General features: G+C 71.8%; 16 protein-coding genes. 14 read left to right on the forward strand and 2 right to left on the reverse strand.

Features of this window, described 5'->3' with window-relative positions; genetic code table 11:
• Positions 1–34 precede the first annotated feature (34 nt).
• The 4 genes from ACOCEP_RS29265 to ACOCEP_RS29280 are packed head-to-tail and all read left to right on the forward strand — an operon-like array spanning position 35 to position 4865.
• A complete protein-coding gene (locus ACOCEP_RS29265; RefSeq protein ID WP_482332292.1) occupies positions 35–1312 on the forward strand; it encodes an SLC13 family permease in 1278 nt (425 codons plus the stop codon).
• An 11-nt stretch (positions 1313–1323) separates the two neighbouring features.
• A complete protein-coding gene (locus tag ACOCEP_RS29270) occupies positions 1324–2733 on the forward strand; it encodes an acyl-CoA synthetase (protein WP_482332293.1) in 1410 nt (469 codons plus the stop codon).
• The gene (locus ACOCEP_RS29275; protein WP_482332294.1) at positions 2726–3982 is read left to right on the forward strand and encodes a carboxyl transferase domain-containing protein; all 1257 of its coding nucleotides are present in this window, start codon (positions 2726–2728) and stop codon (positions 3980–3982) included. The genes ACOCEP_RS29270 and ACOCEP_RS29275 overlap by 8 nt, the downstream gene beginning before the upstream one ends.
• Positions 3983–3992: 10 nt before the next feature.
• Positions 3993–4865: an SGNH/GDSL hydrolase family protein gene (locus tag ACOCEP_RS29280; protein ID WP_482332295.1), complete on the forward strand. Its 873-nt coding sequence runs from the start codon at positions 3993–3995 to the stop codon at positions 4863–4865.
• Here the strand turns inward: ACOCEP_RS29280 and ACOCEP_RS29285 are convergent.
• Entirely contained in the window at positions 4795–5724 is a 930-nt protein-coding gene (locus ACOCEP_RS29285) for a helix-turn-helix domain-containing protein (RefSeq protein WP_482332296.1), read from the reverse strand. The two genes, ACOCEP_RS29280 and ACOCEP_RS29285, sit on opposite strands and share 71 nt — an antisense overlap.
• A 99-nt stretch (positions 5725–5823) precedes the next feature.
• Here ACOCEP_RS29285 and ACOCEP_RS29290 point away from each other — a divergent pair, with 99 nt between their 5' ends.
• Positions 5824–6825 carry a saccharopine dehydrogenase family protein gene (locus tag ACOCEP_RS29290; protein ID WP_482332297.1) on the forward strand — a complete coding sequence of 334 codons (1002 nt, stop codon included), beginning with the start codon at positions 5824–5826 and terminating at the stop codon, positions 6823–6825.
• On the opposite strand, the gene ACOCEP_RS29295 is transcribed toward ACOCEP_RS29290, so the two are convergent.
• Positions 6815–7315 (reverse strand): M15 family metallopeptidase domain-containing protein, encoded by a 501-nt coding sequence (locus ACOCEP_RS29295; RefSeq protein WP_482332298.1) that lies wholly within the window; start codon positions 7313–7315, stop codon positions 6815–6817. The two genes, ACOCEP_RS29290 and ACOCEP_RS29295, sit on opposite strands and share 11 nt — an antisense overlap.
• Positions 7316–7469: 154 nt before the next feature.
• Between ACOCEP_RS29295 and ACOCEP_RS29300 the strand changes: the two genes are divergently transcribed.
• The 9 genes from ACOCEP_RS29300 (at position 7470) to ACOCEP_RS29340 (ending at position 15689) form a co-directional block, all read left to right on the forward strand.
• The gene (locus ACOCEP_RS29300; protein WP_482332299.1) at positions 7470–8204 is read left to right on the forward strand and encodes a response regulator; all 735 of its coding nucleotides are present in this window, start codon (positions 7470–7472) and stop codon (positions 8202–8204) included.
• Entirely contained in the window at positions 8201–9607 is a 1407-nt protein-coding gene (locus ACOCEP_RS29305; protein ID WP_482332300.1) for an ATP-binding protein, read from the forward strand. Before ACOCEP_RS29300 ends, ACOCEP_RS29305 begins: the two co-directional genes overlap by 4 nt.
• Positions 9604–10065, forward strand: a complete 462-nt coding sequence (locus tag ACOCEP_RS29310; protein WP_482332301.1) for a GerMN domain-containing protein — start codon at positions 9604–9606, stop codon at positions 10063–10065. Before ACOCEP_RS29305 ends, ACOCEP_RS29310 begins: the two co-directional genes overlap by 4 nt.
• Positions 10066–10238: 173 nt before the next feature.
• Positions 10239–10988, forward strand: a complete 750-nt coding sequence (gene dhbA, locus ACOCEP_RS29315; RefSeq protein WP_482332302.1) for a 2,3-dihydro-2,3-dihydroxybenzoate dehydrogenase — start codon at positions 10239–10241, stop codon at positions 10986–10988.
• Positions 10989–11124: 136 nt separating this feature from the next.
• Complete coding sequence (locus tag ACOCEP_RS29320) at positions 11125–12321, forward strand: isochorismate synthase (RefSeq protein ID WP_482332303.1); 1197 nt, start codon at positions 11125–11127, stop codon at positions 12319–12321.
• A complete protein-coding gene (locus ACOCEP_RS29325) occupies positions 12318–13940 on the forward strand; it encodes a (2,3-dihydroxybenzoyl)adenylate synthase (protein ID WP_482332304.1) in 1623 nt (540 codons plus the stop codon). The genes ACOCEP_RS29320 and ACOCEP_RS29325 overlap by 4 nt, the downstream gene beginning before the upstream one ends.
• Positions 13937–14608 (forward strand): isochorismatase family protein, encoded by a 672-nt coding sequence (locus ACOCEP_RS29330; protein WP_482332305.1) that lies wholly within the window; start codon positions 13937–13939, stop codon positions 14606–14608. The genes ACOCEP_RS29325 and ACOCEP_RS29330 overlap by 4 nt, the downstream gene beginning before the upstream one ends.
• Positions 14605–14838, forward strand: a complete 234-nt coding sequence (locus tag ACOCEP_RS29335; protein ID WP_482332307.1) for a phosphopantetheine-binding protein — start codon at positions 14605–14607, stop codon at positions 14836–14838. The genes ACOCEP_RS29330 and ACOCEP_RS29335 overlap by 4 nt, the downstream gene beginning before the upstream one ends.
• A complete protein-coding gene (locus ACOCEP_RS29340; protein WP_482332308.1) occupies positions 14835–15689 on the forward strand; it encodes a siderophore-interacting protein in 855 nt (284 codons plus the stop codon). The genes ACOCEP_RS29335 and ACOCEP_RS29340 overlap by 4 nt, the downstream gene beginning before the upstream one ends.
• Positions 15690–15708: the final 19 nt, after the last annotated feature.

Raw genomic sequence — 15708 nt, forward strand, 5'->3', positions numbered from 1 at the left:
CGCCAGGGGGCTCCCGCCGTCAAGGAGGACGGTCATGTCCGCCCAGCTGATCTCGATCCTCGTTCTCGTGGTGATCTTCGCCCTCGCCACGACCCGCTCGATCAACATGGGGGCGCTCGCCTTCGCCGGTGCGTTCCTCGTCGGCACCCTGGCCGGCGGCCTGGACACCGACGGCATCTTCGCCGGATTCCCCGGCGACATCTTCGTGGTGCTGGTGGGCGTCACGTACCTGTTCGCCATCGCCAGGGCCAACGGCACCACCGACTGGCTGGTCGCCGCGGCCGTACGCCTGGTCGGCGGCCGGATCGCGCTCATCCCGTGGGTGATGTTCGTCGTCACCGGCGCGCTGACCGCGATCGGTGCGGTGAGCCCGGCGGCCTGCGCGATCGTCGCGCCGATCGCGCTCGGTTTCGCCGCCCGCTACAAGATCAGCCCGCTGCTCATGGGCGCGATGGTGGTGCACGGCGCGCAGGGCGGCGGATTCTCGCCGATCAGCGTCTACGGCTCGATCGTCAACGGGATCGTCGAGCGCAACCACATCGCGGGCAGCCCCGTGGTGCTGTTCCTCGCGAGCCTCGGCATGAACCTCGCCATCGCGGGCGTCCTGTTCGTCGTCCTCGGCGGAACCAGACTGCGGCGCCGCCAGCTCGTGACGGCGGGCGCCGGCGGAGCGGAGACCGACGAAGAACCGCTGCCGCACGAACAGCGGATTCCCTTGGACGGGCCCAAGATCGTGACGCTGACCGGCCTGGTCGCGCTCGTGGTCGGCACCCTCGTGTTCGACCTCGACCCGGGCCTGACGGCCATCACCGTCGCCGTCCTGCTGAGCGTCGCGTGGCCCAAGACCAGCCGCTCCGCCGTCTCCGAGATCACCTGGCCGACCGTCCTGCTGATCTGCGGTGTGCTGACCTACGTGGCCGTGCTGAAGGAGATCGGCACCATCGACTATGTCGGCAACGCGGTCACCACCGTCGGGATCCCGCTGCTCGCGGCGCTGCTGCTCTGCTACATCGGCGGTGTCGTGTCCGCCTTCGCGTCGTCGGTCGGACTGATGGGCGCGCTCATCCCGCTCGCCGTGCCGTTCCTGGCGCAGGGCACGATCGGGCCGGTCGGCATGATCGCCGCCCTCGCAGTCTCGGCGACGATGGTGGACGTCAGTCCCTTCTCCACCAACGGCGCGCTCGTCCTCGCCAACGCGAAGGACGTCGACCGCGACAAGTTCTTCAAACAACTTCTTGTCTACGGGGCGCTCGTGGTGGCCGTCGTGCCACTGGTCGCCTGGCTCGTGTTCGTCGTGCCCCACTGGGGCTGAGGAGGAGATCCATGCTGGTTGCCGGGAAGAGTGACCGCGTCGCCCTGCGGTTCGGCGACGAATCCCTGACCTACGGCGAACTCGCGCGCGTCGCGGGCCCGCTCGCCGCCGGGCTGGCCGGCCGCCCGCGGGTCGCGGTGTGGGCGACACCGTCGCTGCGGACCTGTGTCGCGATCGTCGCCGCGCTGACCGCCGGCGTCCCCGTGGTACCGATCAACCCGAAGGCCGGAGCACGCGAACTGGCGCATATCGTCGCCGACAGCGTGCCGGACCTGGTGCTGGCCGCGCCGGACGCGGAGCTGCCGCCGGAGCTCGACGTGCTGCCGCGGGTCCCGGTCGAGCTGGACACCTCGGGTGCGCCGTGGCGAGGCGAGGAACCGGATCCGGAGAGCCCGGCGTTCGTCATCTACACCTCCGGCACCACCGGACCGCCGAAGGGCGTGCTCCTCCCGCGTCGCGCGGTGGCCTCGAATCTCGACGCGCTCGCGGAGATCTGGGGCTGGACCGACGCCGACGTCCTCGTGCACGCCCTCCCGCTCTTCCATGTGCACGGCCTGATCCTGGGCGTGGTCGGCCCGCTGCGCCGCGGCGGTTCGCTGCACCATCTCGGCCGGTTCTCGACCGAAGCGGCCGCGAAGGAACTCGCCGGCGCGGGCACGATGCTCTTCGGGGTCCCGACGATGTACCACCGGCTCGCGGCCGACTGCGAGGCCGACCCCGCGCTGGCGGCCGGAGTGCGCGCGGCGCGCCTGCTGGTCTCGGGTTCGGCGGCCCTGCCCGCGACCGACCACGAGCGCATCACCGCCGCCACCGGGCAGCGGGTCGTCGAACGCTATGGCATGACCGAAACGCTGATGAACTGCGGTGTCCGCGCCACGGGGGACCGGCGGCCCGGTGCGGTCGGCCCGCCGGTGCCCGGCGTCGAACTGCGCCTGGTCGACGACGCCGGGGAACCGCTCTCCGGCGAGACCGTCGGCGAGATCGAGGTCCGCGGCCCGAACCTGTTCCTCGGGTACCTGAACCGGCCGGACGCCACGGAGGCCGCGTTGCGCGACGGCTGGTTCAAGACCGGCGACATGGCGGTGCGCGATCCGGATGGTTACGTGCGGATCGTGGGCCGCCGCGCCACCGATCTCATCAAGAGCGGCGGCTACAAGATCGGCGCGGGCGAGATCGAGAACGCGCTCCTGGAACATCCGGGGGTCGCGGAGGCGGCCGTCACCGGGGAACCGGACGAAGACCTCGGCGAGCGCGTCGTGGCCTGGATCGTCCCCGCCGGAGAAACGCCGTCGCCGGGCGAACTCGCCGACCACGTCGCCGGTCTGCTGTCCCCGCACAAGCGGCCGCGGGTGGTGCACTACCTGGAAGCGTTGCCCCGCAACGAGATGGGCAAGGTCCTCAAGCGGGCTCTCCATGACTGACCCGCTGGGCTGGGCGGGCTACGCCGCTTCTTCGGCTCGCGCCAGGGAACGCACGGGTACGGACGAGTCGGTGGCCTGGGAACGCGCGAAGATCGGCGGCCACGAGGTCGTGGTGATCCGTTTCGAGTTCGGATTCCTCGGCGGTTCGGTCGGGACCGGCGCCGGCGCGCTCATCGAGCGGGCGCTCGACGAGGCGCGCTCGCATCGCCTGCCCGTCGTCTCGCTGCTGTCCACGGGCGGGACCCGGATGCAGGAGGGCGTCCCCGCGCTGCGGCAACTGCAGCGGATCGCGCGCGGACTGGCACTCCTGCGCGAAGAGCGGCTGCCGCACATCACCGTCGCGCGGCATCCCACCACCGGAGGGGTGTGGGCGTCCCTCGGCGCCGACGCCGATGTCGTGCTCGCCGTCGGCGGCGCCCAGGTGGGCTTCGCCGGACGACGGGTGCGGCCGGAGCGGTACGCCGACGATCCGGCGTATACGGCGGAAAACCAGTACACGGCCGGATATGTCGACGATCTCGTCACCGAGGACGCGATCGCCGACCGGCTGGAGGTCTGGCTCGGGCTCCTGACCGGTGCTTCCCGGAACCGCCCGGCGGATCTGCCCCGCGCGCTCGGCGCCCTCGACTCCGCGACCGACGGCTGGCAAGCCGTCCAGCGCGCGCGGTCGGCGGACCGGCCCCGCGCGGGCGCCTACCTCGACGACTACTTCGACACCCGCGTCACGCTCCGGGGCGGCGCCGACGACGGCGTCCTCTGCGGGTTCGGAAGCAGGGACGGGCGGCCGATCGCCTTCGCGGCGCAGACCGGGACCGCGACCACGCCCGGTGGTTTCCGGACGGCGACCCGCCTGATCCGCCTCGCCGATCGGCTGGGGTCGCCGGTCCTGACCCTCGTCGACACCCCGGGAGCGGCCGCCGATCCGGCCGCGGAGACGGCCGGGGCCGGGAACGCCATCGCCGAACTCTTCGGCGTGATCGCGGCGGCGGAGGTGCCCATCACGACGCTGGTGATCGGGGAAGGCGGTTCGGGCGGCGCGCTCGCCTTCTGTTCGGCGGACCGGATCTGGCTCACCCCGGACGCCTGTTTCTCCGTGATCGCCCCGGAACTGGCGGCCGGGATCCTCAAACGGGATCCTGAAGAGATCCCCGCCCTCGCCGACGCGCTGAAGCCGCGTCCCGAAGATCTGCTCGCCCTCGGTGTCATCGACGGCATCGCGGGACCGGAACCGGTCACCTTCCTGAGATAAGGGGTTCGACATGGTCAAGCGGATGTCCGTCGCGGTGCTCGCCGCGGTCATGCTCGGTCTCCTGGTCACGCCGCCCGGCCAAGCCGCCGGGGCCGCCCGCTACGTCGCCATGGGCAGTTCCTTCGCCGCGGGGCCGGGAATCCCGCCGCAGCAGCCCGGAACCCCCGCGGCGTGCGGACGTTCGACGAAGAACTACGCGACCCTCGTGGCCGCGGAACGCGGATTCGCGCTGACCGACGTCACCTGCTCCGGCGCGACCACGGCGAACATCCTCACCTCGGGACAGGCCGGGCAGCCGCCGCAGATCGAGGCCGTCACCAGGGACACCCGGCTCGTGACGGTCACCATCGGCGGCAACGACGTCGGCTACGTCGGGAGCTTGTTCACCTACGGCTGCCAGAACACCGGCGGCACGAACTGCGGCCAGGTCGACCAGAACGCCGTCCGCACGGCGCTGACCACGGTGCACGAGAAGATCGGCGCCGTCCTCGCGGAAGTGCACCGGCGGGCACCGCGGGCGCGGGTGCTGATCGTCGACTACCTGACGATCGTGCCGCGCACCGCGCCCGCCTGCGACGGCGTTCCGCTCACCCCGGATCAGCTGGCCTTCGAACGCGAGGTCGCGGCCCGGCTCGCGGCGGCGACCCGGCGGGCGGCGCGCGACGAACGGGCCACCCCGGTTCCGGCGGCCGCGGCCAGCGCGGACCACGACGCCTGCGCCGCCGTCCCGTGGATGGAGCGGTACGCGGCCGCGCCGGGACGCGTGCCGTACCACCCGAACGAGGCCGGGATGGCGGCCGTCGCGGATCTGGTCACGGCGCGGCTGCCGCAGCGCGGAAGGTGCGGCGATAGCTGTCCGGCGGCACCCCGACCGTGCGGTTGAAGTGCCGCCGCAGCGTCGCCGCGGTGCCCATCCCGGTGGCCTCGGCGATCAGGTCGACGCTGTCGTCGGTCCGCTCCAGGAGTTCCTGCGCACGGCGGATGCGCTGGGTCAGCAGCCAGCGCAGCGGGGTCGTCCCGGTCGCCGACCGGAAGTGCCGCGCCAGGTTGCGTGAGCTCATGTTCGCGTGCCGGGCGAGGTCCTCGACGGTCAACGGAAGATCCAGCCGTTCGGTGATCCAGGGGAGCAGCCCGCCGAGTGGATGGTCGTCCTGGTCGGGCACCGGGGTGGTGACGAACTGGGCCTGCCCGCCCGCGCGGTGCGGCGGGACGACCAGACGGCGGGCGACGGTGTTCGCGACCGCCGAGCCGTGGTCGCGACGGACCAGATGCAGGCACAGGTCCATCGCGGCGGCCTTGCCCGCGGAGGTGAGCACGCTGCCGTTGTCGACGTAGAGGACGTCCGGATCGACCTCCACCAAGGGAAACCGGGCGGCGAGGACGTCGGTGTGCGCCCAGTGCGTGGTCGCCCGGCGGCCGTCGAGCAGCCCGGCGGCCGCCAGCACGAACGCGCCCGTGCACAGCGACGCCACCCGTGCGCCCGCTTCGTGGGCGGCGCGCACGGCCTCGACCAGATCCGGCGGCGGATCGACGTCGACGTCGGCCCAGCCGGGGACGATGACGGTGCCGGCGCGCTGCAGCTCGTCGAGCCCGTGATCCGGTTCGAGCAGGAACCGCCCGACCTTCACCGCTTCCGAGCCGTAGACGCCGAAGTCGTACAGGCCGGTGTCGAAGACCTCGTGGGCGATGGACAGCTCGAATTGCAGCATCCCGTCCGTGGCGGCGAGGGCGACCGTACTCATGTCCGAAAGTGTACGCATGATGGCGTTCCGGACACTGTCGATCGGCCGGATCGGCCGACAGGATGGTCCACAGTGGATCAATCGATGGCAGGAGAGCACATGGGTACGTACGACGTCGCGGTGTTCGGGGCCTACGGGCACACCGGGCGGTTCGTGGTGGCGGAGCTGCGCGAACGCGGATTCGGCGTGCTGGCCGTGGGACGCGACGAGACGAAACTGCGGGGCCTGCCGTGGCCCGATCTCGACGTGCGGCAGGCGTCGGCCGACGACCCGGCTTCGCTCGACCGCGCTTTCGCGGGCGCGGACGCGGTGATCAACGCCGCCGGGCCGTTCGCCGGCACCGCCGCTCCGGTGATCGAAGCGGCGCTGCGGGCGGGCGTCCCGTACCTCGACGTGGCCGCGGAGCTCGAAGCGAACATCGACACCTTCGCTCAGTTCGGCGAGCGCGCGGCGGGAGCGACGGTGATCCCGGCGATGGCCTTCTTCGGCGGTCTCGGCGACCTGATGGTCACCGCCGCGATGGGCGACTGGACGTCCGCCGACGAAGCGCACGTCGCCTACGGGCTGAGCAGCTGGCATCCGACGGAAGGGACTCGCGCGGCCGGCAAGGTCTCGCGGGAGCGGCGTGACGGGAAGCGGATCCGCTTCGCCCGCGGCCGGATCGAACACCGGGACGACGCGCTGCCGGAGCTGGACTGGGACTTCCCCGCGCCGTTCGGGACCCGAGCCGTGTTCGGCGAGTTCACGATGGCCGACGTCGTCACCGTCCCCAGTCACCTCGACATTCCCGAAGTGACCACCTACATGACCGTGAGCGCGGCCCGCGAGGTCGTGACGCCCGAGACGCCCGCGCCTCCCGCCGACGGGCCGTCGGCACAGGAGTTCGTGGTCGACGTCGTGGTGCGAGCCGGCGGCGAAGAGCGGCGGATCGTCGCGCGGGGGCGGGACATCTACGCGATCACCGCTCCGCTGGTGGTGGAGGCAGTCCAGCGCGTGCTCGACGGCCGGACGAAGGCGACCGGGGTCGTCTCGGCGGGCGAGGTCTTCGACGCGGCCGACTTCCTGGCGGCGCTGGCGCCGCGGGTCACCGTCACCGGGTGACACCGGCCTGCCAGCCCGGGTGCGGCAACCGCGCGGGCGGAGCCTCACCGGGCCGGTACTCGAAATGCCACCACTCGTTGTCGTAGATCCGGTAGAGCGCGAAGCGGGCTCCGTGGTCCTCCAGCCACTGCGCGCCTTCTCGCGGCCGCACGTCGAGCGCGGTGCCACGGACATGCGCGGAGTCCTTGGGTGGCAAGACCCGCTTTCGCCCGGCCTCGGCGAGGAACAGCCGGTGCTGCTCGGCGGCGTCCCGGTGCCCCGAGGTGACGCCGAGGAGCGTGCGGTGCCGCCAGAACGCCTCGGTCCTGGCGGCGGTGAACGCGGCGAGTGTTCCGGCGGTGAGCCCGGCGAGGTTCTCGGCGGGGAACCTCAGCGACAGCGCCCAGCCGCAGGCGAGCCGGCGGGCCTGGCCGGGGGACCGCAGCCACGCCGGGATCAGCAGCAGTACCGCGAGGACGCGGGTGATCGCCGCGAGCACGAGTTCTTTCATGACGCCAACACTCGCCGCCCACCGTGCGGACCCGATCGCGGCGACGTTCGCGGACGCCCACGAAAATGTCACCGTTCCGCACGGATCACGCCGTGACGCAACCATGACGTTCCGTGGACGTTCCGGGGAAACGGAACGGGCACCATGGCGTGTCATGGACGAGCGGATTCCGTCCGGCGCTGCGATAGTCGTCGGCATGCCCAGGGTGCTGCTCATCGAGGACGACCAAGCCGTGCGTGACGGGCTCAGCATGGCGCTGGGCGGCCGTGGCCACGCGGTCGACGCGGTGGCCACCGGCGAAGAAGGCCTCGCCCGGCTCACGACCCGGCCGCCGGACATCGTCGTACTGGACCTGATGCTGCCCGGACTGGACGGTTTCGAGGTCTGCCGCCGGATCCGCGCGGCGGGGGATCTGCCGATCATCATGCTCACCGCGCGCAACGAGGACATCGACGTGGTGGCCGGGCTCGCCGCCGGCGCGGACGACTACGTGGTCAAACCCGCCAGGGCCCAGGTGCTGGAGGCCAGGATCCGCGCGGTGCTGCGCCGCACCGGGCAACCGGCGCCCGCGGTGCCCACGTCCGCCGAGATCGAGCGTCACGGCGATCTCGGTGTCGACCGTGCCGGGCTGACGGTGACCAAGGCGGGCAAGCCGCTCGCCCTCGCCCCGACAGAACTGCGGCTGCTGCTCGAACTCACCCAGGTCCCCGGCCGGGTGCTCAGCCGCCAGTACCTGCTGGAAAGCGTGTGGGAGCACGGGTACTTCGGCGATTCCCGCGTCGTCGACGCCTGCGTGCAGCGGCTGCGCGCGAAGATCGAGGACGATTCGTCCGCGCCGGTGTACGTGCAGACGGTCCGGGGTTTCGGCTACCGGTTCGGGCCACTGTGAAGCTCGGTGGCCTGCGCACCCGGCTGCTCCTGGCGTTCAGCCTGCTGGTCGTGATCACCGCGGCGACGGTCGCCGGCGGCGCCTACGTCCAGTCCCGCACCGTGATCCTCCAGCAGGCGCAGGACGCCACCGCCCGCGTCCTGGTCGACAAGGCCACCTCGCTCTTCCCGCTCGGCCCGCTGCCGCCGGCCGACGGGACGCTGAGCCGGATCAGCGGCGAGCTGTCCGACCGCGACCTGAGCTCTCTGGTCCTGTACCAGGACAAGGCGAGCGGGAACGAGCAGATGCGGTCGTTGATCTCGCCCGAGCTACGCGAGCGGGTCCGGTCGGGAGACGTCGCCTGGCAGCGAGTCGACGCCCGCGGCGCGCCGATGCTGGTGGTGGGCACCAGGTTCACCGTCGTGCTACCCGGTGGGCAGCAACGGGATTCGGGGATCGAGGCCTACATCGCGCGCAGCATGGCGCCGGAGGCGGAGAGTATCGACGAACTGGCCACCCGGGCCTGGCTGATCGGCGGGCTGGCGCTCGTCTTCGCCATCGGGCTGGCGTTGCTGGCCGCCCGCGGTGTGCTGCGGCCGGTGCGCGAACTCGGGAACGCGGCGCGGCGGCTGGGGAAGGGCGATCTGCGGGCGCGGATCAGCGTCCGTGGCTCGGACGAGCTGGCCGGAGTCGCGCGCACGTTCAACGAGACGGCCGAATCGCTGGAGCGGCACGTCGGCGAGCTGGAACGGATGGAATCCGACGCGCGGCGGTTCGTCGCCGACGTCTCCCACGAACTGCGCACCCCGCTCGCCGCGATGACCGCGGTCGCGGACGTGCTGGAGCAGGAGGCGTCGAAGCTGCCGGGGGACGCCGGCCGCGCGGCGCGGATGAGCATCGAGGAGACGCACAACTTGACGCGGCTGGTGAACGACCTCATCGAGGTCTCCCGCTTCGACGCCGGGGCGGCCGCCCTGGCGCGAGAGGAAGTCGACGTCGCCGAGGTGGTCACGGCGAGCCTGCGGATCCGGGGCTGGACGGGTGAGGTGGAAAAAGACCTGCCCGCCGGTATCTTCGCCGAGTGGGATCCGCGGCGGGTGGACGTCATCGTGGCGAACCTGGTCGGAAACGCGTTGCGGCACGGGGAAAAGCCGGTCTCGCTCCGCCTTTCCGAAGCGGGGGAGCAGATCACGCTGGAGGTCTCGGACCACGGCCCCGGGCTGGCGCCCGAGGTGTTGCCGCATGTGTTCGATCGGTTCTACAAGGCGGATTCGGCCAGGGCGAGGTCCGGCGGCAGCGGGCTCGGACTGGCGATCGCCTGGGAGAACGCCCGGCTCCACGGTGGTGACTTGAGCGCCGCCAACGGAGCCGACGGTGGCGCGGTGTTCACCCTGCGCTTGCCCCGGCGGGGAGTGACGGCATGAGGAAGATCTGGCTCCCGGCACTTCTGCTCGTCTCGACGGTGGCGGGCTGTGGTGTCCGGCCGAGCGCCGTGATCACCGGAGCGCCCGCACCGGCGGGCCCGGCCAACGCCGCGGTGCTCTACTTCCTCTCCGGCGGGCAACCAGTCCGGGTGTTGCGCCCGCTCGCCGGGGAGTCGCCTCCGGCGAGTCCCGTCGATCTGCTCGCCGCCGGGCCGGACGAGACCGAGCGGGAACGGCAGTACACCACGGAAGTCCCGCCCGGTACCGCGGTCCTGGACCAGACGCCCGCGTCGAACGGGGTCACGGTGACCCTGTCGATCGGCGTCGCCGCGCTGTCGGCGCGGGCGGTCGACCAGATCGTGTGCACTGCCAGGGATTCTCTCGGGGGAAGCGCGCAGATCACGTTGCGGGGCGGGGGATCCGTACGCGGTCCGCTGTCGTGCCCCTTGCCTGGTTAGGGGTCTTCACGGACCGGGGCCGAGCACGCACGAATGGCAAGCGCGACGGCATTTTTACCGACACCGCCCACCTCGGAAGTGTCCCGAATCACCGGTGTCGGTCCCTCGCTTTGCCCGGATCCGCCCGCTAGCTTAGGCAAGGCTAAGCAAATGAGACAGGGGGTGGTTGTGGCGTGGAAGGGATCGAGGGCAAGGTCGCGCTCGTCACCGGAGGCGCGCGCGGGATCGGGGCGGCCGTCGTGGACGGGCTCGCCCGGGCGGGTGCGATCGTGGCGTCGGTGGATTTGGCCGAAAGCGCTTCCAGGGACGGAGTGACGCCGTTCGTCGCGGACGTCGGGGATCCCGTGGCCGTCGCGCGGGTCGTCGGCGAGGTCGAGCGCGAACTCGGTCCGATCGGGATCGGCGCGTCCGTCGCGGGTGTGCTGAAGCCGGGGTCCGTCTGCGACACGAGCGACGAAGACTGGGCGGCGACCTTCGCGGTCAACTCCACCGGTGTCTTCACTGTGCTCCGCGAGATCTCTCGCCGGATGGTGCCCCGCCGGAGCGGGGTGCTGGTGACCGTCGGGTCGAACGCGGCCGGAGTCCCACGCGGCGGGATGGCCGCGTACGCGGCTTCGAAGGCCGCGGCGACGATGCTGACCCGGTGTCTCGGGCTCGAACTCGCCGGCTCCGGCATCCGCTGCAACATCGTCTCTCCTGGTTCGACCGACACCGAGATGCAACGTCTACTGTGGACGGACGAGAACGGTGCGGACCGTGTCATCGCGGGGAATCCGGAGCAATACCGGGTCGGCATACCACTGGGCCGGATAGCCGAACCCGCCGATATCGCCGACGCCGTCCTGTTTCTGGCCTCCGATCGCGCGCGGCACATCACGATGCAGAACCTGTACGTCGACGGCGGGGCCACGCTCCGTGCGTGATCTCGATGACGCAACGAAGACTTTTCGGGTCCGTACGATTAGGTTAGGCTAACCGAAAAGTCGTAGTCGGCGCTTTCGTGCTGGGGTGTCACCGGCGCCTGTTCGGTCAGTAGTATTCGCGAAAGGGAATCCAGTCGTGTCCTCACCTGCACCGGCCCGACCAAGGCCGGTCCACCAGGCGGCCGATCTGCTGGCGGCGTACCTGCCCGGATCGTTCTACTACTCGTCCGCCCGGGGATCGCTTCTCGCGGACGGGGTGTATTCCCCGGTTCACGCGGTTCCGGGCAAACGCGCCCGCGCCGCCGCCGAAGTCCTCGACGCCGCGCTCGTGGCGGGTGTGACCGAGCCCGTGGTGGCCGGGGCCATCGGATTCCGGCCCGACGCGCCGAGCAGCCTGGTGGTGCCCGCGGTGGTGCGCCGGGCAGGACCACCGACGGCGAGTGGTCCGGTCGCCCCGCTCGGCGGCGGGGCCTGGTCGGTGTCGCCGCGGCCCGCGCCGGAGGTCTACACCACTGCCGTCGCCAAGGCGCTGGCCGAGATCCGCGACGGAGACCTGCGCAAGATCGTGCTGGCCCGCTGCCTCGACGTCACCGGTGGCGACCCCGTCGCCGTGCCGCGGCTGCTGGCCCGGCTCGTCCACGCGGATCCGGCGGCCCACGCCTTCGCGGTCGACGTCAGCGCGCCGGGGGATCCCTTGCCGCGCACCTTGGTCGGCGCGAGCCCGGAGCTGCTGGTCTCCCGCCGCGGCCGGGTCGTCACGGCCAACCCGCTGGCCGGATCGCGGCCGCGAGTGGCCGACGACGCCGAAAACGCCCGCCGCGTCGAGGATCTGCTGGCGTCCGAAAAGGACCGTGCCGAACACGCGCACGTCGCCGCCCAGGTGGCCGAAGTGCTGGGCCGGTTCTGCGCCGACCTCGATGTCCCCGCCGAGCCCGAGGTGATCGGCACCCCCACGATGTGGCATCTGTCGACCACGATCAGCGGACGGCTCGCCGACCCGGACGACGCCGGTTCGTCCGCGCTCGGGCTGGCGGAGGCGCTCCATCCGACACCCGCCGTCTGCGGCGTCCCGACCGCGCTCGCCCGCGACACGATCGCCGCGCTCGAACCCGAGGATCGCGGCTACTACGCGGGTCTCGTGGGCTGGACCGATCAGGCCGGGGACGGCGAATGGGTCGTCACCATCCGCTGCGCCGAGGTCCGGGACCGCACTGTCCGCCTGTTCGCCGGCGCGGGAGTGGTGGCGGGTTCCGATCCGGCGGCCGAACTCGCCGAGACCGGCGCGAAATTCGGCACCATGCTGCGAGCCCTCGGGCTGGAGGGAGCGGAATGACCGCCGATCACGTGCCCTGGCCGCCGGAAACCGCCGCGCTCTACCGGGCTTCGGGCTACTGGCGCGGCCAGACCTTCGGCAAGCTGCTGACCAGCCTTGCTGAGGCGTACGCCGAGCGCCCCGCGGTGATCGGTGAGAACGCCCGCTGGACCTTCGCCGAACTCGACGAGCGGGCGCACCGGCTCGCCGCCGGATTCGCCGGGGCCGGGATCCAGGCCGGTGACCGGGTCGTCGTGCAACTGCCGAACGTGCCGGAGTTCGCGTCCGTCGTGTTCGGACTGTGGCGGGTGGGTGCCCTGCCGGTGTTCGCGCTGCCCGCGCACCGCGCGAGCGAGCTGCGGCACTTCGCCGAGCAGAGCGAGGCCGCGGCGATCCTGACCGTCGGCGAACACGAACGGTTCGACCACGCCGCCATGGCGCGCGCGGTGGCGGCCGAGAGCCCGTCGGTGCGCAGTGTCTTCGTCGTCGGCTCGGAGGAATTCGCCGTGCTCGAAGCGGCGACTCCGCGCGCCCTGCCGGATCCCGATCCGGCAGGCGTCGCGTTCCTCCAGCTGTCGGGCGGGAGCACCGGTCTGCCCAAGCTGATCCCGCGCACGCACGACGACTACCTCTACAGCGTCCGGGAAAGCGCGCGGATCTGCGGCCTGCGTCCGGAAAGCGTGTACCTGGCCGCGCTGCCGGTCGCGCACAACTTCCCGCTCAGCTCGCCCGGTCTGCTCGGGGCGCTGCACGCGGGCGCGGCCACGGTGTTCGCGCCGCGTCCCGACGCCGACACCGCGTTCCGGCTCATCGAGGCCGAGGGCGTGACGATCACCGGGCTCGTGCCGCCACTGGCCGCCGCATGGGCGCAAGCCGCCGCGCGGACCGAGCGCGATCTGTCCTCTTTGGACGTCCTGCTGGTCGGCGGCGCGAAATGTGCCCGCGAACTGGCCGAGAAGATCGGGCCCGCGCTGGGGTGCCGTCTGCAGCAGGTGTTCGGCATGGCCGAGGGACTGGTCTGTTACACCCGGCTCGACGACCCGGACGAGTACGTCCTCGCAACGCAGGGAAGGCCGATCTCGCCGGACGACGAGATCCGCGTCGTGAACCCGGACGACCCACTGTCCACTTCGGACGATGTGGTGGCGCCGGGGGAGATCGGCGCGCTGCTGACCCGGGGGCCGTACACGATCCGCGGCTATTACCGCGCCGAGGAGCACAACAAGACCGCGTTCACCGAGGACGGTTTCTATCGCACCGGTGACCTCGTGCGGCGGCATCCGTCCGGGCATCTGGAAGTGGTCGGCCGGGCCAAGGAACAGATCAACCGCGGTGGCGAGAAGGTGGCCGCTGAAGAGGTCGAGAACCACCTGATGGCCCACCCCGGCGTGCTCGACGCCGCCGTCGTCGCGGTGCCGGACCCGTACCTGGGCGAGCGCACCTGCGCCTACGTCGTTCCCGCGGCCGGCGCCGAGCCCGCCGCGGCGGAGCTGCGCCGGTTCGTGCGCGAACGCGGAGTCGCGGCGTTCAAGGTGCCCGATCTGGTCCAGGTCGTGCCGGAGTTCCCGGTGACCGGGGTCGGCAAGACCAGCAAACGCGAGCTGAGGGCGGCGTTGGCCGCTCTGGCAAAGGAGAAGTGAGAGTGTCACTGCCCAAGATCGAGCCCTACGCCCTCCCGACGGAGGCCGAGCTGCCCGCCGGACGGGTCGGCTGGAAGCCCGACGCCGCCCGTGCCGCGCTGCTGGTGCACGACGCGCAGCGGTACTTCCTCGCGCCGTACGCGGGATCCCCGGTCCCGGAGATGGTCGCGAACATCGCCGCGCTGGCCGACGCCGCCCGCGCGGCGGGTGTCCCGGTGTTCTACACCGCGCAGCCCGGTCACCAGGCCGCCGAGGATCGCGGCCTGCTCACCGAGTTCTGGGGCGACGGGATCGGCGCGGTCATCGACGACGACCCCGCCGCGGCCGACGTGGTGGCCGAGCTGGCCCCGAAACCGGGGGACAAGGTCCTGACGAAGTGGCGCTACAGCGCCTTCCAGCGCAGCACGTTCACCGAGCAGCTCGCCGAAGCGGGCCGCGACCAGTTGCTGATCACCGGCGTCTACGCGCATATCGGCTGCCAGGCCACCGCCGTCGAGGCGTTCATGCGCGACATCCAGCCGTTCCTCGTCGGCGACGCGGTCGCGGACTTCTCCCGCGAACGCCACGACCAGGCCTGCGAGTACGTCGCCCAGCGCTGCGGCGCACTGACCACCACGGCCGCCGCGCTCGCCGCGCTGGCCCCCATCCACGCGGGAGCACAGCGATGAGCTTGACCGTCCAGAAGATCCACGCCGACGTCGCCGAACTGCTCGGCTGCGACCCGGCCGAGCTGAAGCCGGAGACCGACCTCACCGACCTCGGTCTCGACTCGATGCGGATCATGGGCCTGGTCGAGCAGTGGCGCACCGAAGGCGCCGACACGCTCGAATTCGCCGACCTCGCCGAGCAGCCGACCCTCGGTCACTGGGCCCAGGTGCTCACCGGGAGCACCGCGTGAGCCGCGCCGACCATCGCCACCGGCACCTCGAACGCATCGCGGAGGTGCGCGGGGGAGCGCACGCGGAGAAGGTCCCGTACCCGATCCGGGTCCGGCAGGCCGCGGTCGTACGCACCGAGATGATCGGTTCCGGGCTGCTCCGGGTCACCCTCGGCGGGCCGGGAACGGCGGGGTTCGAGGCGCATTCGCCCGACGAGCACGTGAAGGTCCTGTTCCCCGAGCTGGATCCCGAGCCGAAGCTGCCGGTCCAGGACGGCGACATGCTGCGCTGGCCCAAGCCATCCCCGACGTCGCGCGAGTACACGGTCCGCCGATACGACCCGGCCTCCGGGGAACTCGACCTCGACGTCGCGCTGCACGAAGGCGGGCTCGGCTCCGGCTGGGCCGAGAAGGTCACGCCCGGCACGCCGGTGCACGTCGCCGGTCCGCCCGGCGGGCTGATCGTGCCGCACACCTACGACCGCTACCTGCTCGCCGGTGATCTCACCGCGCTGCCCGCGATCGCGCGCTGGCTCGAAGAACTGCCGCGTACCGCGGCGGGCTGGGCGTTCATCGAGGTCACCGACGCGAGCGAGGAGATCGAGCTGTCCGCGCCCGAGGACGTCGAGGTGCACTGGCTGCACCGAGGCGACGTCGCGCCGGGCGCCTCGGACATGCTCGCCCGCGCGGTCATGACGATCGAGGTCCCCGCCGGTGAACGGCTCTACGCCTGGGTCGCCGGTGAAGCGGGGCAGATCAAGCCGCTGCGCCGCTGGCTCAAGAACGACCTCGGGCTCGGCAAGGACGACCACGACGTGACCGGCTACTGGAAACGCGGCGTCGCGGACTTCGACGACGAGCACGACCACTGATCCCCACCAAGAAAACTGA

The organism is Amycolatopsis sp. CA-211722 (assembly GCF_056828465.1).